Here is a 22,045-nt window from a genome sequence, read left to right as displayed (position 1 = left end):
GAACATGTCGTTGACTGCGAGAGTCTTCAACGTCGGCTCCCCTCTTCAACAACAACCGCTCGACCGGAGACGGTTTGCATTCCGCCGGCGCCGCGCTACAGCCGCCGGCACATCAGAGGGCTGGGCGGCCGCGTCGTGGATCATCCACGCCGAGGAAAGTCCGGGCTCCATGGAACAACGGTGGCGGGTAACGCCCGCCGGGGGTGACCCCAGGGAAAGTGCCACAGAGAGCAGACCGCCCAATCCGCAAGGATGAAGGCTTCGGCCGGGCAAGGGTGAAAGGGTGCGGTAAAAGCGCACCGCGCGGCCGGTAACGGCGGCGGCATGGCAAACCCCACCGGGAGCAAGACCGAATAGGGGCGGCATGGGGCCTTGAGCCTCGGGGTGTGTTCCCACCTGCTGCCCGGGTTGGTTGCTGGAGCGCGTCGGCAACGGCGCGCCAAGAGGAATGGTCGCCTATCCCGTAAAGGGTGGACAGAACCCGGCTTACAGGCCCTCTGGTGTTTGCCTTTAACCTTGGCCGCTCAATCGCTAAATGGCAGGCGATGGCGCGTTCTTCCCGATCAAACGACTGGGGCTTCCCCCGCTGGCGCGAATATGGCGCGTCGCGCGAGGCGACACAGGTGCGGCTGTGCGACCGGCATGGCTGCGAGGAGCCGGGGAACTGCCCGGCGCCCAAGTCTCCCAACAGCCCCGAACGCTGGTATTTCTGCCAGACGCATGCCGCCGAATATAATCGCGGCTGGAATTACTTCGAAGGGCTGGACGCCGAAGAGGCGGCGGCGCGCGAGCAGGCGGAGCGGCGCGATGCGTCGGGGTATGAGCAATCGCGCTACCAGAGCTGGGCGGGATCGGGCGATGGCAGCCGCTCGCGCGACGAGATGCGCGCGCTGGAGGTGCTGGAGCTGGAGACGGACGCGACGTTCGACGACATAAGGCTGGCGTGGCGGCGCATGGCCAAGAGCAACCACCCCGATGTGCGGCCGGGCGACAAGGATGCGGCCAAGCGATTTCAGGCGATCCAGGCGGCGTATGAGGTGCTTCGCACCGCCGAGGAGCGGCGAACCTGGAAGCCGGCGTGAAGGCGGCCAAGGCGCAGTGGCGCGGCGCGGTGCTGGTGTGCGCGAAATGCTCCAAGAAGGTGGACGGCGGGTTCGGGCCGAAGGGCGGCGAGCGGCTGGCCAAGGTGCTGCGGCGCGCGCCGGGCTTCGGCAAGGGGCGCAAGGCGGCAGTGGGCGTGGTGGAGGTGAAATGCCTCGGCCTGTGCCCGAAGAATGCGGTGACGGTGGTGGATACGCGCCGGCCGGCGGAGTGGCTGGTGGTGCCGGCGGGCGCGGATGTGGAGGCGCTGGCGACGCGCCTCTCTTAGGCGTGGAGGCTTAAGCGGCGGCCTCGGCCAGCAGCCATGTGCGGAAGGCCTGCATGGCCGGGTCCGGCTTGCGTGACAGGAGGTGCGTCAGCCAGTAGCGGCCGGCGTGGACGGTGATCGGGAAGGGCTGAACGAGGCGCTCGGTCGCAAGCTCGTGCGTGAACATGGCGGGTGGCGCGAGCGCCACGCCGAGCCCGGCAGCAGCCGCGGCGACCATGACGGCCGAGCTGTCGAACATGGCACCGCGCGCCGGGAGCGCTGGCGTGTCGGCGGCGGCGAACCAGCCACCCCATTCGTTGGCGCGGTAGGAGCGCAGCAGGGTCTCGCGGGCGAGATCGGCAGGGTCGTGCAGGCGGCGGGCAATTGCGGGTGTGCAAAGCGGCGCGAGCGGGGCGGGGAGCAGCGGCTCGGCATGGGTGCCGTGCCACGCGCCATCGCCGAAGCGGATCGCGAAGTGCAGCGCCTCGCCGGCGAGATCGACGCGGTTGTTGTTGATCGAGACGCGCAGGTCGATGTGCGGATGCACCGCGGCGAACCGATCGAGCCGCGGGAGCAGCCAGCCGGTGGCAAAGGTGCCGACCACCCCGATGTTCAGCGCCTGGCGAAAGCGGCCGTCGGCGAACCGATCGAGCGTTGCGGCGACCGTGTCGAATGCCTCGGCGACTACTGGGACGAGCGCCAGGCCGTCGTCGGTGAGGGCGAGGCCGCGGGGCAGGCGATCGAACAGGCGGGTGCCGAGGCGGCGTTCGAGCTGGCTGACCTGATGGCTGACCGCGCTTGGCGTAACGCACAGCTCGATCGCGGCGCGGGTAAAGGCGAGGTGGCGCGCGGCGGCATCGAAGGCGCGCAGGGCGTTGAGCGGCAGTTGGGCGCGGTCCATGCGCGACCCATCAGATTTTCTCATGGCTGTGTCGAGGTAAGACCGTTTGTCCGCGCCCGCGCTGCGACCCATAATCGCGGCGAAGGAGATCGGGGCATGGTATCGGGACGCGCAGTGATAATGGCGGTGGCACTCGCCGGCACGGCGGCGGCGGCGCCGAAGGACGATCCGCTGCTGCGGCCGATCGCAAGCGAGCGCGCGGCGAGCTGGCTGGCACCGCGCGCGCCGGAGCAGGTATTTGGCAATACTTATCTTGTGGGCTTCGGCGGGCTGAGCGTGGCGCTCATCGACACGGGCGCGGGGCTGATTCTGATCGACGGCGCCATGCCGCAGGGCGTGCCGGCGATCCTTGCGAACGTGCGCACGCTCGGCTTCGACCCGAAGGACATCCGCTATATCCTGAGCACCGAGCCGCATTTCGACCATGCCGGCGGGATTGCGGCGCTGGCGCGTGATACGGGCGCGACGGTGGTGGCGAGTGCGCGCGGGGCCGAGGGTCTGCGCAGCGGGCGGCTGGCCGCCGACGATCCGCAGCGTGCCTATGACCACAGCTTTCCCGCGGTCGCGCCGGGGCTGGCGAAGATGCGGGCGATGCGCGACGGCGAGGTGCTGCGGCTGGGGCGCACGGCGATCACCGCGCGGGCGACGCCGGGGCATACCGCAGGTAGCATGAGCTGGAGCTGGCAGTCGTGCGAGGGCGCGGCGTGCAAGACTCTGGTGTTCGCCTCCAGCCTCAATCCGGTGTCGGCGGAGGGGTATCGCTTCACCTCGCCGGCCGGGCAGAAAGTGGTGGCGGCCTTTCGGCGCAGCCATGCGGCGATGCGGGCGATGCCATGCGATATTCTGATTACCGCGCACGCCGATCAGGATGGCGCGACCGAGCGGTTTCTGACGCGCCCAAGCGCGTGCCGGGCCTATGCGGCGTCGTCAGAGCGCGCGCTGGCGCGGCGGTTGCAGAAGGAGGCGGGGCAGTAGCGCACCGGCGCCGGCCTGCGCCGGGGAAGCGTGCCCAAACGCCTCAATCAAACTCTAAAGGTAACGGGCGGCGGTTTCGCGGATCAGGGCGATCATGTTGGGGATGCCCTGCGTCCGGTTCGAGCTGAGCTGGTTCTTGAGGTCGAACGGGGCGAGCGCGTTTTCGATGTCGGCGGCGGCAATTTCCGCGGGCGCGCGGTCCTGCACCGTCTTTAGCACCAGCGCGATGATCCCCTTGGTGATCGCGGCATTGCTGTCGGCTAGGAAGTGGAGCGTGCCGTCGTCGCTGCGCGTCGGATAGACCCAGACGGAGGCGGAGCAGCCGCGCACCAGCGTGGCATCGGTCTTCAGCGCGTCGGGCATCGGCTCCAGCGCGCGGCCGAGATCGATCAGGAGGCGATAGCGATCGTCGGGGTCGAGAAACTCATATTCGTCGCGAAGATCGGCGAGGTCTGGTGCGGTCTCTGACATCGCGTTTGCGCCTAGCCCCTTGCCCGCGGCGCGGCAACCAGAGGGTGGATCAGAGGTCCACCCCGGCGGCGATCGCCTCCAGCTTGCGGATCCGTTCGCGCAGATCCGCGATCTCGATCCGGGCGCTGGTGCTGGCCGGCACCGGCGTGCGGGCGTCGACGTCCTGGCGCAATTCCTGCTCCTTCAGCCGGAGCCAGCCGCGCCAGCCGGCAAGCCCGGCGGAGATCAGCATCGCCAGCCCGGCAAGGGCGGCGCTGGCCATGATGAGGTAGAAGCTCGGGTCGGACATGATGCCTGCTCCCTTGTTCAAAGGCGGTTAGCGGTCGCGCAGCTCTTCGATCTGACGGCTCAGATCGGCGCTGCCGTGATTGTCGGTGATGACGCGTTCGAGCACCGCGATCCGCTCGCGCAGCTGGCGGACTTCCTCGCGGGCGGCGACCACATCGTGCGGCAGTGCCTCGCCCTCGCCGACGCGCCCCATGGCGCGGTACTTTTCCTTGGACACGCGCGCCAGCGAGGTGATCAGCACGATCCCGAGCACCATGAAGACGATAGACCAGGGCATTTCGGATCCTCTTTTTTCTCGTGGGTTCGGGTCAGTTCGCGCGGTTGCGCAATTGCTCGATTTCCTGCGCGACCATGTGGCCGCTGTCGGTGACGATGCGCTCGACGTTCTGGAGCCGGTCCTTGATCGCGCCGAGTTCGGCGCGCAGCTGGCCGTTTTCCGTCGTCAGCAGCTTTACTCGCTCGATCGTCTCGTCGTCGCGCTTGGGATAGAGTGCCTGGCCCCACTGACCATCCAGCGGATAGCCGTTGCGGATGCGCATCCAGGTGGTGGCGACCCATCCCAGCATTCCGGCGATGCCGACGGTGGCAATCACCGGGGCAAAAGCGGAGAACAACTGGATCTTTTCGGCGGCAGTCATAGCGGTCCTCCCTTTGGTCAGCGGGTGCGCAGCTGATCGATCTCATGCGCGGTGCGGGTGGCGGGATCGGTGGCGATGCGTTCGAGAACGGCGATGCGCTCCTCCAGCCGGGTGACCATGCCGGTAAGGCGTTCGTTCTCACCCGTCAGCAGTTCGACCTTGCGGGTTGCCTCCGGCGTGTCCTTGCCGATGTTGCGGCCCCAATCGTCACTGATTGAATAGCCGTGCTTGGCGCGGATCCAGTTGTTGATCAGCCAGGCCCCGGTGGCGATCATCACGATCGCCAGCACGAAGAACGGTCCACCGAACATCATCGCGTGTCTCCTCTCCCGCACCTGGCGCTCAGCGCAGGCGCTCGATCTCGTCAGCCAGTTGCGTGTTGCGGCTGGTGTAATGGGTTTCGATGTCGGCAAGGCGCCGGTCCAGCTCGCGGAACTTGGAGCGGACTTCGGCCGTGGTGCGCTTGGGATTGGTGCGCACGCCCTGCCAGAATTTGGCGTCTTCGGGCGAGCCGTAGAGGTTCGCGGGCTTATCCTCGGCCATCCAGCCGATCAGCAGATAGGCAACCAGCGTCCACGGAAAGCCGCCGGCGAGGGTGAGAAGGATCATGCCGATCCGAACCCAGAGCACCTCGATCCCGGTGTAATCCGCGATGCCGGCGCACACGCCCTTCCACTTGCGATCCTGGCGGTTGAGGTAGAATTTGGTGCGGCGATTGTCGGCCATCAGTTCCTCCCCTGGATACGGTCTTCGAGGCGGTAGTCGGGTGCCGAACGGTAATCGGCGAGGCCCGGGCGGAAATCGGGGTTGTCGGCGGCGACGATGCGCTCAACCGTGTTCACCCGATCCTCCAGCCGCTTGGCGAGCAAGTGCAACTCGTCGAGCAGCGCCTCATCCTCGGTCGTCATCGACCCGGGTGCCTGCTTCCACTTGGTGACATAGTGCATGATCAGCCACGGCAGCCCGATGAAGATCGAGGTGATGGCGATTAGCGGGACGAAGATGTCCTCCATCTCAGTTATCCTTCTTCAGGCGCGCCTTCAGCGCGGCCAGTTCGGCATCCACTCGGTCGGCGGCCTTGAGCTCGGCGATTTCCTCGTCGAGGCTCTTGGGCAGCGCGCCCAGGCCCATGGCGTCGGCGCGGCCTTCGGCTTCGTCCACCTTGCGTTCCAGCATCTCGAAGCGGCTGAAGGCATCGTGGGTGCGCGGGCCATTCCACATCTCGCGTAGGCGGGAGCGGTTGTTGGCGCTCTCCAGCCGCGTGGCGATGTTGTTCTGCCGGGTGCGCGCCTCGCGCAGCTTGTTCTGCAGCTTGGCGATGTCTTCCTCGGACGAATGCAGCGTATCATCCAGGACGGCGACTTCGGCGCGCAGCTGCTCGACCATGTCGGTCGCCTTCTGCCGCTCCATCAGTGCTGCCTTGGCGAGATCCTCGCGATCCTTGGAAAGAGCGAGCTCGGCCTTTTCGGTCCAGTTCGCCTCGATCTCGGAAAGCTTGGCCATGTGGCGCCGCATCTCCTTGATGTCGGCGATCGTCCGTGCAGCGGAGGCGCGCACCTCGACCAGCGTCTCTTCCATCTCCAGGATGATCATGCGGATCATCTTGGCAGGATCTTCGGCCTTCTCGATCAGCTCCGCCATGTTGGCGGCGACAATGTCGCGGGTGCGGGAAAAGATGCCCATCAACGAAACTCCTGGTGATGCCCTTTTATAGGCTTGCCGCCGGGGCGAAGCGAGGGAAGACCCGCCCCGGCGGCGCCGTTCACGCGACCGCGTGAACGATGGGGGCGGCGCCCCCCGCCGGGCCGACCGCGCCGAGCACCATGGTGGCGCTGAAGACGACGGCGAAGGCGATGGCGGCGAGGTTGCGGCCGATGGTGGCGAACTGGGTCATGGCGGGTCTCCTTTGTCTGAACCTGGTAGATTTCACCGCGTTTTGCGGTTGTGCCCGATGCTTTGCAGGGGGCGTGCCAATTTTGATTTTTCCGGCCCGTGGCAGCGGCGTCGACCCGTAGAAAAACAAGGAATGCCGCGTTTTCAAACGTCTATCCGGCGTCACGCGTGCAGGGTGGCGGCCACGATGTGATTTGCCAGACTCAGACACGTCTTGCCAAGCATTGGTAAGATGCGCCAAGGCTTGGGCGAACGGGGTTGGAAGGCGATGGCGGAGCGCACGAGCCAGGTAATCGGTCAGTCGGGGGCGTTCCTCGATGCGCTGGAACGCGCGAGCCGCGCGGCCGCGCTCGACCGGCCCGTGCTGGTGATCGGTGAGCGCGGAACGGGCAAGGAACTGGTCGCCGAGCGGCTCCATCGTCTGAGCCCGCGCTGGGACCAGCCGCTGGTGGTGATGAACTGCGCCGCGCTGCCCGAGACGCTGATCGAGGCCGAGCTGTTCGGGCACGAGGCGGGTGCGTTCACCGGCGCGACCAAGGCGCGGGCCGGGCGGTTCGAGGAAGCCGACCGGGGCACGTTGTTTCTCGACGAGCTGGGCACGCTATCGATGGGCGCGCAGGAGCGGCTCTTGCGCGCGGTGGAATATGGCGAGGTGACGCGGATCGGTGCCTCGCGCCCGATCCGCGTCGACGTGCGCATCGTGGCGGCGACCAACGAGCATCTGCCGGACAAGGTGGACCGGCACGAGTTTCGCGCCGACTTGCTCGACCGACTGTCGTTCGAAGTGGTGACGCTGCCGCCGCTGCGCGCGCGCAAGAGCGACATCCTGATCCTGGCGGACCATTTCGGGCGGCGCATGGCAGCGGAGATGGGCTGGGATCGCTGGCACGGCTTTTCGCCGCCGATGCAGGAGGCGCTGCGCGATTATCGCTGGCCGGGCAATGTGCGCGAGCTGCGCAACGTGGTGGAGCGATCGGTGTATCGCTGGGAGCGCGATGGGGCGATCGAGCAGATCGAGTTCGACCCGTTCCAATCGCCCTATCGCCCCGGCAGCAACAGCGCGCCGGTGCAGCCTGCGCCCGCGCCCTCTGCCGCAGCCCCGCAGCCGAGCCAGCCTGCGGCGACCAGTGAGGGTGACGAAGTGGCGGCGTGCGACGTTGGCCCGTCCGATTTCAAGAGCCGGGTGGCATTGTTCGAAAAGGAGCTGCTGACCCGTGCGCTTGCGGACAATCGCTACAATCAGCGTGCAACCGCCGATGCCTTGGGTCTCAGCTATGATCAGTTGCGCCATGCCTTGCGTCGCCACGATCTGATCGGAGCGGTTGCGTAACGAGTGCGGTGGAGCCATTTGGACGGCGTCGCGTTCCCTTGCGCAAACCCCCAACACAGGAGGAAACCACCATGGCTTTCGAACTTCCGCCGCTGCCGTACGATTACGACGCGCTGGAGCCGGTCATCTCCAAGGAGACGATGACCTTTCACCATGACAAGCATCATGCGGCGTACACCAACAAGCTGAACGAAGGCGTCGAGGCCGATTCGAAGCTCGCGGGCAAGTCGATCGAAGAGATCATGGGTATGATGTCCTCGCTACCGCCGCTGATCCGCAACAATGGCGGTGGCTATTGGAACCATGACTTCTTCTGGAAGATCATGACCAGCCCGTCGAAGAGCGGCCAGCCGACCGGCGCGCTGAAGGACGCGATCGACGCCTACGGTGGCCTCGACAAGCTGAAGGAAGATTTTAACGGCAAGGGCGCGGGCCAGTTCGGCTCGGGCTGGGCGTGGGTAATCAAGGATTCGTCGGGCGCGCTGAAGGTGACGTCGACGCCGAACCAGGACAATCCGCTGATGGACGATGCCAAGGACAAGGGCACGCCGATCCTGGGCAACGACGTGTGGGAGCACGCCTATTACCTCACCTACAAGAACGATCGCCCCGGCTATCTGAAGGCATGGTGGGATCTGGTGAATTGGGAAGAGGCCGGTCGGCGCTTCGACGCTGCCTAAGCCTTCCTGACGCTTATGCACGCAAGAGGGGTGGGCCTGACGGCCTGCCCCTTTTTCGTTGGTGTTAGCGATCGGTGGCGTACGCCATGCTGCGCCTGGTTCAGCAGCCATCGGGCCGCCAGCAGCGTCGTCGCGTGCGGGGACGTGGACCCTGAAACGAGTTCAGGGTGACGGCCTGAAGGGTAACCGTTGCGTGGGGAAGTGGATCGTCGCTGGCGTAATGCGCGCGGGGATCAGGCCCCGCTGGCTCCCTGAGTAGGATCGCGCGCATCTGATACATCCTGCTGATAGCAGGGGGAATTTGAGAATTGTCGGTTGAGCGATACCCCCTGAAATACCCCCAACCTTCATCGGGTTGAGGTCAGTGCAACTCGACGCCGAGCCGCTCCTCTTTCCACCTGTCGATATCGACCGACCACCAGCCCATCGCGTTGGTGCTCAGGCGCACGCGCTTCGGGAAGTTGCCCTCGCGCTCGCGCCGGTAGATCGTGGTGCGGCTCAATCCGGTTTCTCGGATGACGTCATTTGCCCGCAAGAAGCGGCCGCGATCGGCGTTCATGGGATGATCCTCTTGGCGCCGGTCGGCGACGAGCTGGCGATGAAGGGGTAGGGGACGGCGCCAGCGCCGCGCTGTCCCAGGGAGCGTGCGACGCCCTGCTTCGAGTAGATGCACGATCGGGCGCGACCGCGCGTCGGTCTGATCGGCACGCCGTCTATCGCTTCGCGGAAACCCAGCTCCGTGGCCGCGACCAGGTCGTCGGGGGCAAGATAGATCGCGCGAGGCGCCATAAAGTCGGCGCGCATAGAGGCCAATGTGGTACGGACGCGCTCCTCGATGGACGGCGGCACTGGCCGTGGTCGGCGACCTATACGCGGTCGCCGTTTCGCCGGTGCCGACGCGTTCTGACGGTTGAGCAGGCGCTCCAGCCGCAGCGACTCGTCGTGGGTGAGCGCACGCGTACGGCTCAGCGCGTCCAACGTGGCAATCGCATCTGCGACAGACGCAGCGGCGTTCACACTTGTGCAGCGTTCCTCGGCCATCAGCCGATCCCCATCAGCGCGAGGATGCCGGCGGCGTCGAGCAGGTGGCCGACGACCTGGCCGAGGATGACGGCGCCGGCACCGAGCACGACGCTCTCGCCGAGCGAGCGGAGCAAGGTCGGTTCGTCGCGCTCCGCCTCGCAGCTGGCGCAGTCGCACGCGATCGAGTGAAGGTCGGGAAGAAATGGCTGGGCGAGATCCAGCTGGCGGTGCAGGCTCATGAGCGGCGCTCCCGTTTGTGGATGATGAAGTCGGCCGTCGCGGCGGCGAGCATCGCGACGATCAGAAAGAGGGCAGGCACGTCGCCGCGGTCGCGTCCGGCTCGCGCGGCGATTGCGACGCCGAGCGCAAAGGCGATCATCACCAGCGCGACCCGGACCCGGAGGCGGACCTTCGTCACTCCGCTGCTGCCCCCGTCGAGGGCACGGCGCGCTGCTCGCACGCGGTGCAGAGATCCTGCCCAGCGACCCAGCCACATTCCTCGCCGTCGCGCCTGCACGAGCAGCGCCAGCTGCAGGCGCAGATGCGGCAGATCCGCGGCGTGTGGATCGGATCGCGCTCGCCGCGCGCGATCGCGGCCAGGCTGTCGAGCACCGAGCGATCGAAGCGGTAGACGCTGCGCAGCGCGTCAATCGTGTGGATGGACGCCGGCACCACATCCGCCTCGATCCGCTCAAGCCACGCCACCAGGTCGTGCTCGGGCAGGTGCGGGTGCGTCGCGATGCGCGCCGCCACGTCATGCACGCTGAGCAGCTGCGCCGTGCGGCGCGTCTTCAGGTACGAACCCGGCGTGAACCTGACCGTTGCGGTCCAGGTGGTGCGGGCTTCAGCGATCGTCGGCATCGGCAGCGTCCAGGCAGCACAAAGCCGCTCCGCGAAGCGCGAGAAGGCGACGCGGGCGGCAGGTGCGGAAAGGGGAAAAACTCGGCAGTGACGGGCGCTGCGGCCGAGCCGGCCCGGTTAGATCAGGGCGGGCCGCGGGAGCGCGAACGGCGCAGCCGGCGATAGATGCTCAGCAGGCCCTGACCGTGCGCTACCGCGTGGCTGGTTTCCTGCACTGCCTTGTCGATGTCGGCCACGGTCGCCTCGGGCAGCGCCGCCAGCATCGCCCATTCCTCGGCCTCGCCATTTTCACGGGCGAAGACCGCGGCGGCGCGCAGCAGCTCCATCTGACAGCCGAACTCGGCTTCGCGCAGCTGATCGGCGAGGCCGTTGTACGCGTCTCGGATCGGGGCACCGACCAGGCCGGCCTTCTGCCAGGCGAGGTCGAGGCGCAGCGCCAGATCGAGCGGGATCGACTCGGGCGTGGTCGGATTGGCCCAGTTGCGCACCGTGCTTTCGCCGCGCTCGACGATCGTCGCCATTGCAGCCCAGCCGCCGACGAGCGGGTCGCCGGCGATCCGGTCGAGTGCCTGTTCGATCGAGCCGGGAGCGCGGGCGTGCGTCACCGGTGCGGCACGATGAGAAACGGATGTCTCGTTTCCGAGGGACATTTGCAAGCACTCGCGGGAAAAGACGGCGCCGGCGCGGCTAAAGCACCGGCGCCGCCCTCCCTGGGGAGCACTATGCAATGCGACAGACACACGTCCCGCGTCGCCCAACGCGGGTTCCGGCCGGTCTGCCAACGGCCGAAAGAGGATGAGGGGTGCGCGCCTTCCGGGGCCGGGCTGGACGCCCGACCCCTTCCGGCTATCGTGCGGTTATCGACTCCAGCACGAAGGGCAATTCCATGCACAAGGTTCAGGGCGATGCAGCCGCGATTGTGGCCGCGACGTTGACGCAGGCGGAAGTGGCGCTTCGCGCGGCGGCGAACGGGGGCGCGGACACAAAGCTGCAGAAGCTGATCGCTCGAATGAACAACCCTCGTCTGGCGGTGCAAGCGACGTACGAGCATTATCTCGCCTTCGTCACGACCGGTGTGGGCACCGAGGCGGCCGACGCCGGCGAAAGCTGACGCGCCACTCATACAACCTGACCTTCCAGCACGAACCGCGCCATCCGCTCGGCCGTCGCGATCGCGGCATCACCGCGCGCGTGCTCAGTCGCGAAGCGGAGGCATGCAATTCGAACGCTGCGTGCATCGAGATCGCCCGAAGTATCTTCCGCTTCGTTTCCGCTTCGCGCCGACGCTTCTCGCGCCTCGTTCAGGCTCAGATGAGAACGGGTCGGCGCCTCATGCGGGTCGATTGCCTCTTCGGCTGTGTGCCTCTCGGTCGCACGAAGCTGCGCCTCAGCAAATTCGATTTGGGCCTTTACGAGCCGTTCAAGGGCGTAGTCGGCACGGTCGAAGTCCAGGCTGGCGCCTGTGGCGATGCCGCGAACCGCAGTTGCATCAAGCCCAGCCTGCAACGCCCGATAGCGATCAAGCCGCCGCTGCGCCGTAGTGGGGTGAAATGCTTGCTGATCGGGGGTGAGTATGTTCATCACACCGCGTCTCCGATGCAAGCGCCCGGCTCGGCAGCGGGGTCGAGCTCGCCGGCCTTGAGGCCAAGGCGGATGGCGATGTTGTGGCTGATGCCGAAGTGGCCCTGCAGACGACCCGAGAGCACGTGATAGACGGTGCGGCGGGAGTAGCCGTGTTCGTCCGCCCAGCTCGCGATCGTCTGCCCGCGGCTGCGCATGTCGGCGTGCACCGCCGCACGGCGAACCTGCGCAGGCGCGGCGCTGCCGCTGCTTTCCGGCGATTGCGAATCGTGCGGCATCTGTCATGCCTCGTTGTGGATACTGATGAGGCATTTGTGCATCGCGAACGAGGCAGAGTCAATGCGGATGTATCGTGGACGGTGAATTAGCTGCTCGTCTGCGACGCACGCGCGAGCTGCGCGGTCTTAACCAGGCCGAATTTGCAGCTTTGGGCGGCGTGTCTCGCAACACCCAATATACCTATGAGCAAGCGACGCGCTCGCCTGACTCTGCCTACCTGCAGCGTCTAGCGGTCAACGGCGTCGATGCCGCTTATATCCTCACCGGGGTCCGCCAGGAACTCGCCGTGGAAGGCTGGGCGGCAGAGCTGCTCGACCTCGCCACTCGCCTCGACCAACCCGCTCGTGACGCACTTCTCTTGCTTGTTCGGCGCATGGCCGGTGACACGCACAAGCCCTCGCATCCTGCCGTCGATCAGCCGGCGGTGCAGCGTTGAAAGCCTGCAGTTACGTCGTTTTACCGTAGCCAGAGCGATGGCGCCAATTTCAGCCGAAGCGACGTCACCTAGTTATCGTTTTAAGCGGGCGCTCCAGGCTTCTCGAAAGCCCCGTAGCCAAGCGTGGCGTGTCATCGGTTGATCGTTACTGAGGTAGGGGCAAGCATCTTCGTCGGCGGATGGCTCCTGGGCGGCATTGCGACCTTCTTCTGCAGCTGCGTCGAGGTGCGATCGGCCAATCCGAGGCAAGATGCTCATGATTTGGGTTCCTCAGCACGTTTTGCTTGTTGCTGAACGACTGACCCGACATGCGTCGTCGGCTTGGGTCTGACGCTGCCGCCTTCGCTTTCCCAATCATCAATTCGGTCTTGGTTCTCCGCCGCAGATGATTGCGGAGCTACTGGGTCACGTTGAGCGCTGTTGTTCCGGTGGGGAAAGCCACTGTCCGCAATTATCACCCCATAAGCTTTCGCAAACGCCCGATGCGCCATACGAGCGCTCGACGAAAGTGACGTGGCCGCCATGTACAAAGCTTGCTGTTCGCGGCCGAGCAAATAGTTGAGATCCACGACTCGCCTCCCTATCAGAGCGGGAGCAGCGGGCTCTCAGCCGCACATCGCTCAGGACGTGCCGTGCGGTGCCAGCTAGATAGCACATGCCTCGGGTAATTGCACCGAAATCGCGCCCATGAGCGGACGTCGACCCGGTTCTGGCGCTCCTTTGGTGACCGGGGCGGAGGGCACCTCCGCCAATCTATTGTCCAAAGGCATCTTGTTGATGACCGTCGTGCTACGTTTCTAAGCTGCCGACTAGGTGATAGGGCAGCACCTCAGTTGAATGGGACCGTGGCGTGCAATTTAGGCAATTTCAGATAGAAGCGCCGGAGCACTTGGCCGCCGCAATGGGGTGGTCAGGCGACCAGCTGATTAGTCGCGAGATCACCGGGGCGTCGGGCCGCCCGATCTCGATCCAGAACGCGCACCTCGACGGCGAAAGTGCGATCGTCTTTTCCCATTTCGAAGGACAAGCCACCCGAGAGGAGCTCGACGCCGTATCTTTGTACGGCTACCATGCCTCTTCTCATTGGGGGATGGTAGCGGACAGCGCTGGCATCCATGTTCTTAGCGCTCGCTGGCTTCGGGACGAGCGTTGGTACCGCCTACCGCCAATCAACGGCTCGACATTCGCTCGAGAAGGCAGGCTGCTTGATGCCTTCTTCCCAGAAGCCGTACGCCAAGGCGAGCCAGCTCGGCGTCTACTCGACTACGAGCGGCCGACCGCGTTCCTCAAACCCGTGGACGAGGCGCTAGTCGAGCGGCTGGACGCGTGGCGTGAAAAAGCCGTGCGCTACTCTCGAGGAACTGTCTCTCGGATAGATGCGCAACTGCAGACGCTCTATGCGCAGTTGTTTGTGCTACGAACTGTCGAAGACCGTGGGCTCGACCGGTCAATGCCTAGCGTCCTCGACACGGCAACCTCTCCTGACTCGTTTGATCGAGATTTATGGACACAAATTTTCTGTCGCGCTCAACGACACATCGGCAGTGACTTATTTGCTGACGACGCCGCCGAAGCGATCGAGCCTTTCATTCTAAGCGGCGTCATACGCGACCTCTATTTTCCGGCGCGCGTACCCGGCCGTGACGTTCGCTACGATTTTTCGTGGATCAGTGCTGATGTGCTTGGGTCGGCATACGAGAAGTACTTGTCGACAGTCATGCAGCCCGCTCCACTGCCAGCGCAAAGCGAGCTTTTTGCTCAGCCACAACGCGGTGTCGAGCGGCTTAGCATCCGAAAATCAGCAGGCGCGTATTACACCCCACGCTTCCTCACGACATATTTGGCGACGACTTGCCTGAACAGGGCCTTCGAGCATCAACAGGAAGGGACGATACCACGCGTCATCGATTTCGCTTGTGGCTCAGGATCGTTCCTTGTCGCAGCCGTCGATCAGCTGCTCATCCATCTGAAACGACAGAACCCGAATAGAGCTTGGGGACGTGAAATCGTCGAAGGTGGTCACATAGTTGGGATCGATGTCGACGCAAAGGCAGTTACCGCAGCTCGTCTCCACCTGTGGCAGAGGCTCATTGAGGAACCTGACGCCCTGCCGTTGCCGAACCTGTCTCAGTTCGTCCGACAGGCTGATGGCCTGAACTCCGAAACATGGGGCGATCTCCAGGGCGAGTACGATGTAGTGCTCGGTAACCCGCCTTTTCTCGCGACCACTCTTGTGACCAACCGAGAGCAGCTCGAAGCTACGTACGCGACAGCACGAGGTCGGTACGACTTTTCCTCACTCTTCGTTGAACGAGCGATCCAGATCCTCAACCCGGAGGGCGTGCTTGGCCTTGTGATCCCGAACCGGCTTTTCATCAACAAAAGTGCAGAACCGCTCAGGCACGTTTTGACGTCTCAGTGTCACATGGACGTTATTGTCGATTTCGGGTCCACAAAGCTCTTCGATGCCGACGCATACGTTGGGTGCATCGTAGCTCGAAAGACCGAAGACCAAAGGAGTCATCTGCCGGTCCGGGCTATTACCGTTCGCTCGCTAGATGCCGACTTTATGACTTCGGAGCTCCTCGAAGCCGAGGCCGGTGACGTCGGAAACCACGAGAGTCAGCTAGTTTCGTATGATGCTCGGCATCCAGGGGCTAGACCTTGGCAGCTGCTATCGGTGCGTGAACAGCGGGTCCGTGTCCTCCTTGACGACGCCTCAATCCGCCTCGGAGACATTGCAACGGTCAAGCAAGGCATCCGAACAGGAGCTAACGACATCTTCGTTCTGGAAGTGCTGGAAGATGATGGGTCGTCATTAGCGCGAGTGACAAACGGCCTGGGTGAACAGTGGTTCATCGAAACAGATCTGCTTGAGCCGGTGGTGTTCGGCTCTGAGCTTGCCCGCTTCACGGAGGTCAACCCTGTACGCAGGCTGCTGTACCCGTATCGGGGCAACCGAGCTATTTCCGAGCTTGAACTTCGAGAGCGGTACCCACGCACCCAAGAGTACCTGTGGGCATATCGCGACATTCTCGCCGCGCGCTCCAGCCTTAGTGGGACTGGTGCCGAGCACTACCAGCTCATTCGCCCACGTGACGAAAAATGGTTGCGGCGCCCGAAGCTTCTAATACGCGACTTGGCGCCTGCAACTGCTTTTGCAGCCGATGTGGCAGGAACAACCTTTCTCGTCGGCGGAACCGCGGTCGTGCCGGCGGATCCAGATCTCACGTTGCCGCTGCTAGCTTACTTGAACAGCCCCGTAATCAGCCGCTTTGCTGAACAACAGGCTCCAACCTTTCGTGGCGATTTCTTCAAGTTTGAGCCAGGAGTGCTTAGCAGTCTGCCGGTTTTAACGGCGGTGCTCGACAATCCGGATGTCATACAGGAGCTTGCAGATCTCGCGCGGCAGAGACTAGATTTGGGGGATACAGGAGAGATCGCGGAGCCAGTCGGGATGGAAATCGACGCACTTATCATAAGTACGGCGCAGGCCGCAGGCATAGATCTGATCATCTGAAATGCCCTTGTTTGTGCTCGACGGTGCGGAGCTAGACCTCCCACGTAACCTCGCGCTTGTCGACACAAACATACTTGTAGCTTTCGCTGACCCAAACGACGACCTGCACGATTACGCTCAGTATTTCCTTGAGGAGCAGGAGGACTTCCATCTGGCCGTCGCGCCGCCAGTGATCGCTGAGGCCTGTAGCCTTCTCATCGGCAAACAAAAGCGTCACGACCGTGCAGAATGGCTGCTCCGTTGGTTGCTCACCCCCGGTACTGGGGTCCGCCTTCTTCCAGCGCCTCACGGCTCACCTGAGGCGGCGGTACACCGCTATTTAGGAGCGGACGTCGCATGGATGTCAAAGCACAAGATAGACTATGTCGATGCATACCTTATGCAAATGGCCGACCAGATTACCGCACACTGCACTTTTAGACCAGACTTGGTGATCGTCACGAATGACCTGACCGACTTTCTAAAATGCTTCGGCGCAGGATATAGCTTTCGCATCCATAACATTACGACAGGCGAAACCATCGGCTAAAAGTGGCGCTTGGGCGCATGCGGGTATAAGTTGGGCATTATAATGCCTATTCTAATACCTTACCTCAAGCGTTTGGACGGCCGTAGCGGAGGATGTCTCCGCCGTGCACGCTGGACATCAAACCGCTTACGCCTTCTCACACGGGTTCGATGTGGCAGGTCCGCGGCCCTGATCCTTTTACGTTATCGGCGGTGTCTATTCGTTGAACGAATGAGCTCTTGAATAGTTAACGCTTCGAAGGAGCATTGCATGTCCGACAAGGCGGTGGCGCGAGCCCAACAGGTTCTTTCTGTGCGTGACCGTCGGTCAGAATACTTTCCTGCTCAACTTTTTGATGAGCACGCCTGGGACTTGCTACTTTACCTGTTTCTCGCTGCCCGGAACGGGGGCGAGACCGATCCGGCCTCCGTGGGCAAGACGTTGCGCGTCCGAACAGAGGTACTGGAGCGTTGGATCAAGGTCCTTGAGCAAGACGCAGTCGTCGTGGTTAAGGGCGATTTCCTTCGCCTCACGGATGACGCCGATGCAAAGATGGAAGCTTTGCTGTCCGGCTGATCCCGTTCGTATCTACCGCTTTCATTGAATGAGCTGGGATGATATCGCCACGGCGCTATCGTTGCATGATGCGAGGCTCCGCAGCGAAGGAAGCCTTGGGGCGCTTCACTACTTAAGGTGAAACGCTCATGAACGAAGCAACCGGACTAAGCAGTTTCGATCTTCTAAGATTGGTGCTGAAAAAGCTAGATCTTGAAGACGAAATCCTGTCCGCCGCTTATGTCCAGCAAGCGATTGATGTCCTAGGCCGTTCGGACAGGCCTAGTAGGCCTCATTGACCAAAAGTGCCTCGCGCTCGGCATAGCTAGGCCGACGGAGGGTCGCGGGTACTGCTTTGATCAGGCTGGGTACAATAGCGATTTATATCGGCCAGAAATGCGTGGCCAACGGGGAGGGTATCTCCGTCGTGTTCGCCGCGGGAGCGGACTGGCCGCTTACGCCCAATAGCGGACGTTCAGAACCACTCGGGGCGCTGCCCAATCTCGGACATTTACCATGGGTATTGGCTCGGTCATTGGTGGGAAAACGGCATCAGAATGCCGCGAAAACATGGCCGGTGAGGACTAGTATCTTCATCGTCATCACCACCACACCCTCCGGCAAGTCCGGTTCGCAGCGGCGGGTGACAAGCCGCTGGTTCGCTGACACATAAGCCGATCCTAGAACTATCAAGGATCGAGATTGATGCGGTTTGTGGCTGTGTGTCTTTTGCTGCTGTCAGGCTTGGTTTCCCAAGTTGCGCATGCTGAACAAGCTCCACGAACACGTGTGATAATTCTTGGGGTAGATCATGGGGCGCAACTCGTCTCTCAATCGGACCAGCCCGGTTTTCTCGCCGCTTACCTGCAGCAGACCCGGCCCGATGCGATCTGTATCGAGCGACCGCCAGAGCAAGCGGCGCGTGGTAGCTACTACGAGTATACCTACGAGGTTCAGGGGATTATTCTTCCCTATGCCGAGACATCTCACACGGCGCTGTGTCCCATCGACTGGATGCCATCGGTCGAGGATCAGATACTCGGCTTCGGCCTCGATCTGGATACACCTTTGGAGGTGCGCCGAGCATCCGGATTTCAGGGTTTCCTTAGCTTCCCAGATCCGAGTGCGTTGAAACGCGACTTCTTCGCGGCCGAAGACGCCACGGAGACATCAAAGGTCACCGCCTGGGCCGCCAAACCGTCGCCTCGCGCAGATCAGGATCTGCCGCGCAGGCTATACCTCTATCGCACTTTCATGCAGGCACAGCGGATCCGTGCCGCTGCTGCGGCTAGGCCGGGCAAGACCGTGCTGGTCGTGATCGGCTATTTCCATAAGCCCGATCTTGAGGCGATCCTTTCGCTGGATCCGACGATCGAGCTGGTGCGCGCTTCGGAAAACCCTCGACCGACAGTAGCTGAAGTGAATGCGGCAACGACGTTAACGCATCTGGCGGCGATCGCGGCTTTCAACATCTTGGGAGTTCAGGCTGAAACCGGCAACATCAATGTGGCATGGCTCGGCTCGGTTCTCGATCGCCTTGAAGCCGGCGCGCCTGGGCCGGCAAGCTCGTTGTTACGCACCCGCTTCGAACTGCTCGCAGGAAGGATCACCCTTGCCGAGGCAACGCAGCGCTACCGCAAGTTGGCGGCACAGACGCCAGCAGAAGTCCGCTTTGGCTGGACAGGTGTGGAGGATGGCTCGCGAGTAGACTCGTTCTTCGATCCTTACGGTAACTTGCCTGTTCGCGAACGCGCTCTGGTTGAACAGGCTCGGTGTCTTTTCTTGCAAGGCCGATTGAAAGAGGGCCACGCGATAATCGCGACTGTAGGACGGTCGCTGTCTCCGCGTAAGGCACTTCAACTAAAGGGCTATTCTGAGCGGCTTCGGCAAGCACCGCTATCACCTTAAGCGGCTGTCTCTACGCCAATCTAGCCTTCCACGCTCGTGTCGGCGGCCGCCGAAAGCGGACCGGCAGCAAACGCCCAATAGCGGACAGCAAAACCATGTGCGAAGGTCGCGCCGTGGAACGCATAAACGACGACACGCCTACGGATCGGCTCTACCTGAAGGGCTTGGCGATCCGATATGAGCGTCACCTTGGTAAGTGGCTGCCGATTATGTGGCACCTCGCTCTACGTGGGCACGCAGGGGCAATGATCGAGCTTGCCGATTGGTTCTCCAACGATAGAGGCGCTGCTCCGTTTGGAAAGCCCGCGGACGCCTTTAGCGCGGCTGGACTATATCGGCGGGCACACAAAAGAGGCGACATTCGCGCAGCCCAGCACATGGCGTTGAGCTGCTTTAATCAAGACGACATGACCGGCTACCGGCACTGGCTTGGCCTAGGAGCCAAAGCGGGTGACGGCGAAGCAATGCAAGAACGCAAGCGGTTCGAAACTCGGCTTTGGCACGCCGCCGCCGGAAGAGTGCGGCGGCTACGGCCGAAGCAGAAGCGGGATGAATTCGCTTAAGTTTATGTCCGCTTACCTCCCAATAGCGGACATTCGCGGGTGGGTATCGCCTCGATGGATGCGGGTACGACAGCTACGACAAAAGGCAGAAAAGCGTGACCGCGGCGGAGGGGTTCTCCGCCGTGGCTCTCAATCAACTTTAAGAAAATCAGCAGATGCCAGCATGAGGGTCGCCGCAACGCCAATAAACAAGTCAGCATCCATTGCCGCCGCTTCAACTCGCCTCACCCATACCTTACAGGCGCGGCGGTAGGTCCAAGATCCTGCCAAACCCCATCCCTTTTCGTCATTATCCCTCGCTAGCATTCCTGCGATGGTAAGTGCTGAGATATCGGGATCGTCAAAGGCAGCCTCGTGATGCACACGGTTGCGCGCCGCGATTTCGTTGGAGAACCGGTCTGCCAACGCCTCAATAAAATGCTCCTCTTGCAGCGCTTTCATTCTTCCGCTGCGCTTCATCACCTTCAGAAATGCTCTCCAACGCTCCCGAAAGTGATGGATACGGTTGAAATAGAGCTCGCAGCACATGCGGAGGTGTGACGCCTTGGTGACCGGCAGGCCGCTGAATGGGAATCGTCGGAAGTAGTAACCAGAGTCCCGTATGTCGTTCTGAGCCGCCCACAAGGCATAGTACGAGCTTACGATGCGGTGCTGCCGCTCCGTTTCGGCATCGAAGTAAAAGTCGCCGTGAGGGACTGAACTTTCCACTCCGATATCTAGTCGATCTAAAGACGCGCCAAGCGCCTCGCGTTTCCATGCGCCAAAGCCAGGATATTCGTTCAGCCTGCCAATCCAGGTGTTCAGCAGAGGCTGCAGATCGCGCCGCGCTCTTTCTGCCGCTTCCCGGCTGACCTCAAGCGACTCCATTCTCACCCCCGGGGACATATCGATGCTCAAAAACGCCGCGGTCAAGGCCGCGCGGCCGCGAGCGGCCGCCTATAAGCTCGCCGACGGCGCCGGGCTGCACCTCTACGTCGCTCCGACCGGCCTTAAGAGCTTTCGTTGGCGCTTCCGCTACGTCGGCAAGGAGCAGCTGCTGACGCTTGGCAGCTATCCTGAGGTCGACTTGATCGCGGCCCGGGCTCGTGCCGACGCGGCGCGCGAGCAACTCGCCCGCGGCGAGGATCCGCGCACCCGGTCGGCGCGCGTCGAGACCTTCGAGGCGGCCGCGCGTGCCTGGCACGCCGTCCAGCTCGAGGGCTGGACGCCGGTTCATGCGGCCGACGTCCTAGTCAGCCTCGAGCGCGACGTGTTCCCGGCGATTGGCGCGCAACCGCTCAGCGCGATCGCGCCGGCCGGCGTGCTCGAACTGCTGCGCGCGGTAGAGCGTCGTGGCGCCCGAGAGACGGCGCGGCGACTGCGGCAGCGTATCTCGGCCGTGTTCGAGCTGGCGATCGGTGAAGGCTGGTGCGAGAATGATCCAGCCGAGAAGGTTGCGCAGGGGCTGAAGAAGCCGGCCGCCGTCCGTCACCATGCCGCGCTGATGACGACGGGCGACGCCCGCGCGCTGATGGCCGAAGTCGACCAGCTCGAGGCATCGCCGGCAGCGAAGCTTGCGTCACGGTTCCTGGCGCTCACCGCCATGCGATGGGCGGCGGCGCGCGGCGCGCGGTGGAGCGAGATCAAGGATCTGGACGGGGCGACGCCGATCTGGCGCGTGCCGGCCGCGCGGATGAAGCTCGCTGCGGCGAAGAAGAACGACGCCGCGCACGACCATGTCGTGCCGTTGTCGCCGGCTGCCGTGGCGGTGCTGCGCGGCGCCTCATCTCGTGGCACAGAATGTAACGACCTGATCTTTCCGGGTGCCAGCGGGGCCATACCACTCGGTGAGGCGGCGATCGGCGCGCTCTACGCGCGGACATCGTTCGCCGGCCGCCACGTCCCGCACGGCTGGCGGGCCACTTTCTCGACGATCATGAACGAGACCATGCCGCTCGAGCGCGGCGGCATCGACCAGGCGCTCGGCCACACGCTGAAGGCCGAGGACGGTTCAGCGGCCAAGGTTGAGGGCGCGTACAACCGATCGCAGCAGCTCGGCCGCCGGCGCGAGATCTTCGACGCCTGGGGCGCGATGCTAACCGGCTGACGCGGGCGGATCGTCTTCCTCGACCAGCGCCCAGGGTCCGTTGAAGCGCGAAATGGCGCGGATGCCGCAGCAGCGCGCCACGGCGTACTGCTCTTGCCAGTTGCCCGGTAGGATCCGCCAAGCGTGTGCGATCCCGTCGCAGATCGGCGCGTCGTCGTCGGGAGGGGGCGGTTGGGCGGGCATCGGGGCTTAGATAGGGGG

General features: G+C 63.5%; 34 protein-coding genes and 1 other RNA gene. 13 read left to right on the top strand and 22 right to left on the bottom strand.

Annotation, left to right across the window (positions count from 1 at the left end; genetic code table 11):
* The first annotated feature begins 112 nt into the window (after nt 1-112).
* From rnpB to SPDO_RS14895, 3 genes are all read left to right on the top strand, one after another.
* An RNA gene (gene rnpB / locus SPDO_RS14905) (RNase P RNA component class A) lies at nt 113-505 on the top strand.
* Nucleotides 506-545: 40 nt separating this feature from the next.
* Nucleotides 546-1,082 carry a J domain-containing protein gene (locus SPDO_RS14900; protein WP_088368318.1) on the top strand — a complete coding sequence of 179 codons (537 nt, stop codon included), beginning with the start codon at nt 546-548 and terminating at the stop codon, nt 1,080-1,082.
* Entirely contained in the window at nt 1,079-1,369 is a 291-nt protein-coding gene (locus tag SPDO_RS14895; protein WP_211280101.1) for a (2Fe-2S) ferredoxin domain-containing protein, read from the top strand. Before SPDO_RS14900 ends, SPDO_RS14895 begins: the two co-directional genes overlap by 4 nt.
* A 10-nt stretch (nt 1,370-1,379) precedes the next feature.
* Here SPDO_RS14895 and SPDO_RS14890 read toward each other — a convergent pair whose 3' ends face one another.
* Entirely contained in the window at nt 1,380-2,249 is an 870-nt protein-coding gene (locus tag SPDO_RS14890) for a LysR family transcriptional regulator (RefSeq protein WP_088368316.1), read from the bottom strand.
* Nucleotides 2,250-2,345: 96 nt separating this feature from the next.
* On the opposite strand from SPDO_RS14890, the gene bla reads away from it, so the two are divergent.
* The gene (gene bla, locus SPDO_RS14885) at nt 2,346-3,224 is read left to right on the top strand and encodes a subclass B3 metallo-beta-lactamase (RefSeq protein WP_088368315.1); all 879 of its coding nucleotides are present in this window, start codon (nt 2,346-2,348) and stop codon (nt 3,222-3,224) included.
* A 54-nt stretch (nt 3,225-3,278) separates the two neighbouring features.
* On the opposite strand, the gene SPDO_RS14880 is transcribed toward bla, so the two are convergent.
* From SPDO_RS14880 to SPDO_RS17275, 9 genes are all read right to left on the bottom strand, one after another.
* Nucleotides 3,279-3,695, bottom strand: a complete 417-nt coding sequence (locus SPDO_RS14880; RefSeq protein ID WP_088368314.1) for a SufE family protein — start codon at nt 3,693-3,695, stop codon at nt 3,279-3,281.
* A gap of 49 nt (nt 3,696-3,744) precedes the next feature.
* Nucleotides 3,745-3,984 (bottom strand): hypothetical protein, encoded by a 240-nt coding sequence (locus SPDO_RS14875; RefSeq protein WP_088368313.1) that lies wholly within the window; start codon nt 3,982-3,984, stop codon nt 3,745-3,747.
* Nucleotides 3,985-4,011: 27 nt separating this feature from the next.
* On the bottom strand, nt 4,012-4,260 hold the full coding sequence (locus SPDO_RS14870; protein WP_245829548.1) for a hypothetical protein: 249 nt from the start codon (nt 4,258-4,260) through the stop codon (nt 4,012-4,014).
* Nucleotides 4,261-4,291: 31 nt separating this feature from the next.
* Nucleotides 4,292-4,621, bottom strand: a complete 330-nt coding sequence (locus SPDO_RS14865; RefSeq protein ID WP_088368312.1) for a hypothetical protein — start codon at nt 4,619-4,621, stop codon at nt 4,292-4,294.
* A gap of 17 nt (nt 4,622-4,638) precedes the next feature.
* Nucleotides 4,639-4,935 (bottom strand): hypothetical protein, encoded by a 297-nt coding sequence (locus SPDO_RS14860; RefSeq protein WP_088368311.1) that lies wholly within the window; start codon nt 4,933-4,935, stop codon nt 4,639-4,641.
* A gap of 28 nt (nt 4,936-4,963) precedes the next feature.
* Nucleotides 4,964-5,347, bottom strand: coding sequence for an envelope stress response membrane protein PspC (pspC, locus tag SPDO_RS14855; RefSeq protein ID WP_088368310.1), 384 nt, complete (start codon nt 5,345-5,347; stop codon nt 4,964-4,966).
* Complete coding sequence (gene pspB, locus SPDO_RS14850; protein WP_088368309.1) at nt 5,347-5,634, bottom strand: envelope stress response membrane protein PspB; 288 nt, start codon at nt 5,632-5,634, stop codon at nt 5,347-5,349. The genes pspC and pspB overlap by 1 nt, the downstream gene beginning before the upstream one ends.
* A gap of 1 nt (nt 5,635) precedes the next feature.
* On the bottom strand, nt 5,636-6,304 hold the full coding sequence (pspA, locus tag SPDO_RS14845; protein ID WP_088368308.1) for a phage shock protein PspA: 669 nt from the start codon (nt 6,302-6,304) through the stop codon (nt 5,636-5,638).
* Between the two features lie 79 nt (nt 6,305-6,383).
* Nucleotides 6,384-6,515, bottom strand: coding sequence for a hypothetical protein (locus SPDO_RS17275; RefSeq protein ID WP_281252605.1), 132 nt, complete (start codon nt 6,513-6,515; stop codon nt 6,384-6,386).
* Between the two features lie 231 nt (nt 6,516-6,746).
* Between SPDO_RS17275 and pspF the strand changes: the two genes are divergently transcribed.
* Together pspF and SPDO_RS14835 are read left to right on the top strand one after the other, a co-directional pair.
* Entirely contained in the window at nt 6,747-7,844 is a 1,098-nt protein-coding gene (gene pspF / locus SPDO_RS14840) for a phage shock protein operon transcriptional activator (protein WP_245829546.1), read from the top strand.
* A gap of 71 nt (nt 7,845-7,915) precedes the next feature.
* Nucleotides 7,916-8,524: a superoxide dismutase gene (locus SPDO_RS14835; RefSeq protein WP_088368307.1), complete on the top strand. Its 609-nt coding sequence runs from the start codon at nt 7,916-7,918 to the stop codon at nt 8,522-8,524.
* Nucleotides 8,525-8,885: 361 nt separating this feature from the next.
* Here the strand turns inward: SPDO_RS14835 and SPDO_RS14830 are convergent, their stop codons facing one another.
* From SPDO_RS14830 to SPDO_RS14805, 6 genes are all read right to left on the bottom strand, one after another.
* A complete protein-coding gene (locus SPDO_RS14830; RefSeq protein ID WP_088368306.1) occupies nt 8,886-9,083 on the bottom strand; it encodes a helix-turn-helix transcriptional regulator in 198 nt (65 codons plus the stop codon).
* Nucleotides 9,080-9,565: a hypothetical protein gene (locus SPDO_RS14825; protein WP_088368305.1), complete on the bottom strand. Its 486-nt coding sequence runs from the start codon at nt 9,563-9,565 to the stop codon at nt 9,080-9,082. Before SPDO_RS14825 ends, SPDO_RS14830 begins: the two co-directional genes overlap by 4 nt.
* Entirely contained in the window at nt 9,565-9,786 is a 222-nt protein-coding gene (locus SPDO_RS14820; protein WP_088368304.1) for a hypothetical protein, read from the bottom strand. Before SPDO_RS14820 ends, SPDO_RS14825 begins: the two co-directional genes overlap by 1 nt.
* Nucleotides 9,783-9,965 (bottom strand): hypothetical protein, encoded by a 183-nt coding sequence (locus SPDO_RS14815; RefSeq protein WP_088368303.1) that lies wholly within the window; start codon nt 9,963-9,965, stop codon nt 9,783-9,785. The genes SPDO_RS14820 and SPDO_RS14815 overlap by 4 nt, the downstream gene beginning before the upstream one ends.
* Nucleotides 9,962-10,408: a helix-turn-helix domain-containing protein gene (locus tag SPDO_RS14810; protein ID WP_088368302.1), complete on the bottom strand. Its 447-nt coding sequence runs from the start codon at nt 10,406-10,408 to the stop codon at nt 9,962-9,964. Before SPDO_RS14810 ends, SPDO_RS14815 begins: the two co-directional genes overlap by 4 nt.
* A gap of 122 nt (nt 10,409-10,530) precedes the next feature.
* Nucleotides 10,531-11,013, bottom strand: coding sequence for a hypothetical protein (locus SPDO_RS14805; protein WP_088368301.1), 483 nt, complete (start codon nt 11,011-11,013; stop codon nt 10,531-10,533).
* 281 nt (nt 11,014-11,294) lie between these two features.
* Here SPDO_RS14805 and SPDO_RS14800 point away from each other — a divergent pair, with 281 nt between their 5' ends.
* The gene (locus SPDO_RS14800; RefSeq protein WP_088368300.1) at nt 11,295-11,519 is read left to right on the top strand and encodes a hypothetical protein; all 225 of its coding nucleotides are present in this window, start codon (nt 11,295-11,297) and stop codon (nt 11,517-11,519) included.
* An 8-nt stretch (nt 11,520-11,527) separates the two neighbouring features.
* Here SPDO_RS14800 and SPDO_RS14795 read toward each other — a convergent pair whose 3' ends face one another.
* Nucleotides 11,528-11,989, bottom strand: a complete 462-nt coding sequence (locus SPDO_RS14795; protein ID WP_088368299.1) for a hypothetical protein — start codon at nt 11,987-11,989, stop codon at nt 11,528-11,530.
* Complete coding sequence (locus SPDO_RS14790; RefSeq protein ID WP_245829544.1) at nt 11,989-12,267, bottom strand: DNA-binding protein; 279 nt, start codon at nt 12,265-12,267, stop codon at nt 11,989-11,991. The genes SPDO_RS14795 and SPDO_RS14790 overlap by 1 nt, the downstream gene beginning before the upstream one ends.
* A gap of 74 nt (nt 12,268-12,341) precedes the next feature.
* Here SPDO_RS14790 and SPDO_RS14785 point away from each other — a divergent pair, with 74 nt between their 5' ends.
* On the top strand, nt 12,342-12,704 hold the full coding sequence (locus SPDO_RS14785) for a helix-turn-helix domain-containing protein (RefSeq protein ID WP_158212210.1): 363 nt from the start codon (nt 12,342-12,344) through the stop codon (nt 12,702-12,704).
* Between the two features lie 72 nt (nt 12,705-12,776).
* Here the strand turns inward: SPDO_RS14785 and SPDO_RS17390 are convergent, their stop codons facing one another.
* The gene (locus SPDO_RS17390; RefSeq protein WP_425441961.1) at nt 12,777-12,962 is read right to left on the bottom strand and encodes a ribosome modulation factor; all 186 of its coding nucleotides are present in this window, start codon (nt 12,960-12,962) and stop codon (nt 12,777-12,779) included.
* Entirely contained in the window at nt 12,959-13,273 is a 315-nt protein-coding gene (locus SPDO_RS16740; RefSeq protein ID WP_143559668.1) for a hypothetical protein, read from the bottom strand. Before SPDO_RS16740 ends, SPDO_RS17390 begins: the two co-directional genes overlap by 4 nt.
* Nucleotides 13,274-13,554: 281 nt before the next feature.
* Here SPDO_RS16740 and SPDO_RS14780 point away from each other — a divergent pair, with 281 nt between their 5' ends.
* The 4 genes from SPDO_RS14780 (at nt 13,555) to SPDO_RS14765 (ending at nt 19,195) form a co-directional block, all read left to right on the top strand.
* Nucleotides 13,555-16,224, top strand: coding sequence for an Eco57I restriction-modification methylase domain-containing protein (locus tag SPDO_RS14780; RefSeq protein ID WP_088368297.1), 2,670 nt, complete (start codon nt 13,555-13,557; stop codon nt 16,222-16,224).
* Between the two features lie 13 nt (nt 16,225-16,237).
* Nucleotides 16,238-16,753, top strand: coding sequence for a type II toxin-antitoxin system VapC family toxin (locus SPDO_RS14775; protein WP_245829557.1), 516 nt, complete (start codon nt 16,238-16,240; stop codon nt 16,751-16,753).
* Between the two features lie 249 nt (nt 16,754-17,002).
* On the top strand, nt 17,003-17,308 hold the full coding sequence (locus SPDO_RS14770; RefSeq protein WP_088368295.1) for a hypothetical protein: 306 nt from the start codon (nt 17,003-17,005) through the stop codon (nt 17,306-17,308).
* A 684-nt stretch (nt 17,309-17,992) separates the two neighbouring features.
* A complete protein-coding gene (locus SPDO_RS14765; protein WP_088368294.1) occupies nt 17,993-19,195 on the top strand; it encodes a hypothetical protein in 1,203 nt (400 codons plus the stop codon).
* A gap of 692 nt (nt 19,196-19,887) precedes the next feature.
* Here the strand turns inward: SPDO_RS14765 and SPDO_RS14755 are convergent.
* Entirely contained in the window at nt 19,888-20,625 is a 738-nt protein-coding gene (locus SPDO_RS14755) for a hypothetical protein (RefSeq protein ID WP_143559667.1), read from the bottom strand.
* 22 nt (nt 20,626-20,647) lie between these two features.
* Here SPDO_RS14755 and SPDO_RS14750 point away from each other — a divergent pair, with 22 nt between their 5' ends.
* Nucleotides 20,648-21,844, top strand: coding sequence for a tyrosine-type recombinase/integrase (locus SPDO_RS14750; RefSeq protein WP_088368291.1), 1,197 nt, complete (start codon nt 20,648-20,650; stop codon nt 21,842-21,844).
* On the opposite strand, the gene SPDO_RS14745 is transcribed toward SPDO_RS14750, so the two are convergent.
* On the bottom strand, nt 21,833-22,027 hold the full coding sequence (locus SPDO_RS14745; RefSeq protein ID WP_088368290.1) for a hypothetical protein: 195 nt from the start codon (nt 22,025-22,027) through the stop codon (nt 21,833-21,835). The genes SPDO_RS14750 and SPDO_RS14745 overlap by 12 nt on opposite strands.
* Nucleotides 22,028-22,045: the final 18 nt, after the last annotated feature.

The sequence above is a fragment of the Sphingomonas dokdonensis genome (assembly GCF_002197685.1).
Taxonomy (GTDB): Bacteria; Pseudomonadota; Alphaproteobacteria; order Sphingomonadales; family Sphingomonadaceae; genus Sphingomonas; species Sphingomonas dokdonensis.
This window is presented reverse-complemented; position numbering and strand designations above follow the sequence as displayed.

Excerpts from the sequence above, each read along its gene's own strand:
- pspF (WP_245829546.1), top strand. The coding sequence starts at position 6,747 with ATGCGCCAAGGCTTGGGCGAACGGGGTTGGAAGGCGATGGCGGAGCGC.
- SPDO_RS14790 (WP_245829544.1), bottom strand. The coding sequence starts at position 12,267 with ATGCCGCACGATTCGCAATCGCCGGAAAGCAGCGGCAGCGCCGCGCCT.
- SPDO_RS14750 (WP_088368291.1), top strand. The coding sequence starts at position 20,648 with ATGCTCAAAAACGCCGCGGTCAAGGCCGCGCGGCCGCGAGCGGCCGCC.
- SPDO_RS14900 (WP_088368318.1), top strand. The coding sequence starts at position 546 with ATGGCGCGTTCTTCCCGATCAAACGACTGGGGCTTCCCCCGCTGGCGC.
- pspC (WP_088368310.1), bottom strand. The coding sequence starts at position 5,347 with ATGGCCGACAATCGCCGCACCAAATTCTACCTCAACCGCCAGGATCGC.
- bla (WP_088368315.1), top strand. The coding sequence starts at position 2,346 with ATGGTATCGGGACGCGCAGTGATAATGGCGGTGGCACTCGCCGGCACG.
- SPDO_RS14890 (WP_088368316.1), bottom strand. The coding sequence starts at position 2,249 with ATGGACCGCGCCCAACTGCCGCTCAACGCCCTGCGCGCCTTCGATGCC.
- SPDO_RS17390 (WP_425441961.1), bottom strand. The coding sequence starts at position 12,962 with ATGAGCATCTTGCCTCGGATTGGCCGATCGCACCTCGACGCAGCTGCA.
- SPDO_RS14860 (WP_088368311.1), bottom strand. The coding sequence starts at position 4,935 with ATGATGTTCGGTGGACCGTTCTTCGTGCTGGCGATCGTGATGATCGCC.
- SPDO_RS14870 (WP_245829548.1), bottom strand. The coding sequence starts at position 4,260 with ATGCCCTGGTCTATCGTCTTCATGGTGCTCGGGATCGTGCTGATCACC.
- SPDO_RS14875 (WP_088368313.1), bottom strand. The coding sequence starts at position 3,984 with ATGTCCGACCCGAGCTTCTACCTCATCATGGCCAGCGCCGCCCTTGCC.
- pspB (WP_088368309.1), bottom strand. The coding sequence starts at position 5,634 with ATGGAGGACATCTTCGTCCCGCTAATCGCCATCACCTCGATCTTCATC.
- SPDO_RS14770 (WP_088368295.1), top strand. The coding sequence starts at position 17,003 with ATGTCCGACAAGGCGGTGGCGCGAGCCCAACAGGTTCTTTCTGTGCGT.
- SPDO_RS17275 (WP_281252605.1), bottom strand. The coding sequence starts at position 6,515 with ATGACCCAGTTCGCCACCATCGGCCGCAACCTCGCCGCCATCGCCTTC.
- SPDO_RS14825 (WP_088368305.1), bottom strand. The coding sequence starts at position 9,565 with ATGGCCGAGGAACGCTGCACAAGTGTGAACGCCGCTGCGTCTGTCGCA.
- pspA (WP_088368308.1), bottom strand. The coding sequence starts at position 6,304 with ATGGGCATCTTTTCCCGCACCCGCGACATTGTCGCCGCCAACATGGCG.
- SPDO_RS14810 (WP_088368302.1), bottom strand. The coding sequence starts at position 10,408 with ATGCCGACGATCGCTGAAGCCCGCACCACCTGGACCGCAACGGTCAGG.
- SPDO_RS14755 (WP_143559667.1), bottom strand. The coding sequence starts at position 20,625 with ATGGAGTCGCTTGAGGTCAGCCGGGAAGCGGCAGAAAGAGCGCGGCGC.
- SPDO_RS14820 (WP_088368304.1), bottom strand. The coding sequence starts at position 9,786 with ATGAGCCTGCACCGCCAGCTGGATCTCGCCCAGCCATTTCTTCCCGAC.
- SPDO_RS14800 (WP_088368300.1), top strand. The coding sequence starts at position 11,295 with ATGCACAAGGTTCAGGGCGATGCAGCCGCGATTGTGGCCGCGACGTTG.
- SPDO_RS14830 (WP_088368306.1), bottom strand. The coding sequence starts at position 9,083 with ATGAACGCCGATCGCGGCCGCTTCTTGCGGGCAAATGACGTCATCCGA.
- SPDO_RS14765 (WP_088368294.1), top strand. The coding sequence starts at position 17,993 with ATGCGGTTTGTGGCTGTGTGTCTTTTGCTGCTGTCAGGCTTGGTTTCC.
- SPDO_RS14795 (WP_088368299.1), bottom strand. The coding sequence starts at position 11,989 with ATGAACATACTCACCCCCGATCAGCAAGCATTTCACCCCACTACGGCG.
- SPDO_RS14865 (WP_088368312.1), bottom strand. The coding sequence starts at position 4,621 with ATGACTGCCGCCGAAAAGATCCAGTTGTTCTCCGCTTTTGCCCCGGTG.
- SPDO_RS14745 (WP_088368290.1), bottom strand. The coding sequence starts at position 22,027 with ATGCCCGCCCAACCGCCCCCTCCCGACGACGACGCGCCGATCTGCGAC.
- SPDO_RS14835 (WP_088368307.1), top strand. The coding sequence starts at position 7,916 with ATGGCTTTCGAACTTCCGCCGCTGCCGTACGATTACGACGCGCTGGAG.
- SPDO_RS14880 (WP_088368314.1), bottom strand. The coding sequence starts at position 3,695 with ATGTCAGAGACCGCACCAGACCTCGCCGATCTTCGCGACGAATATGAG.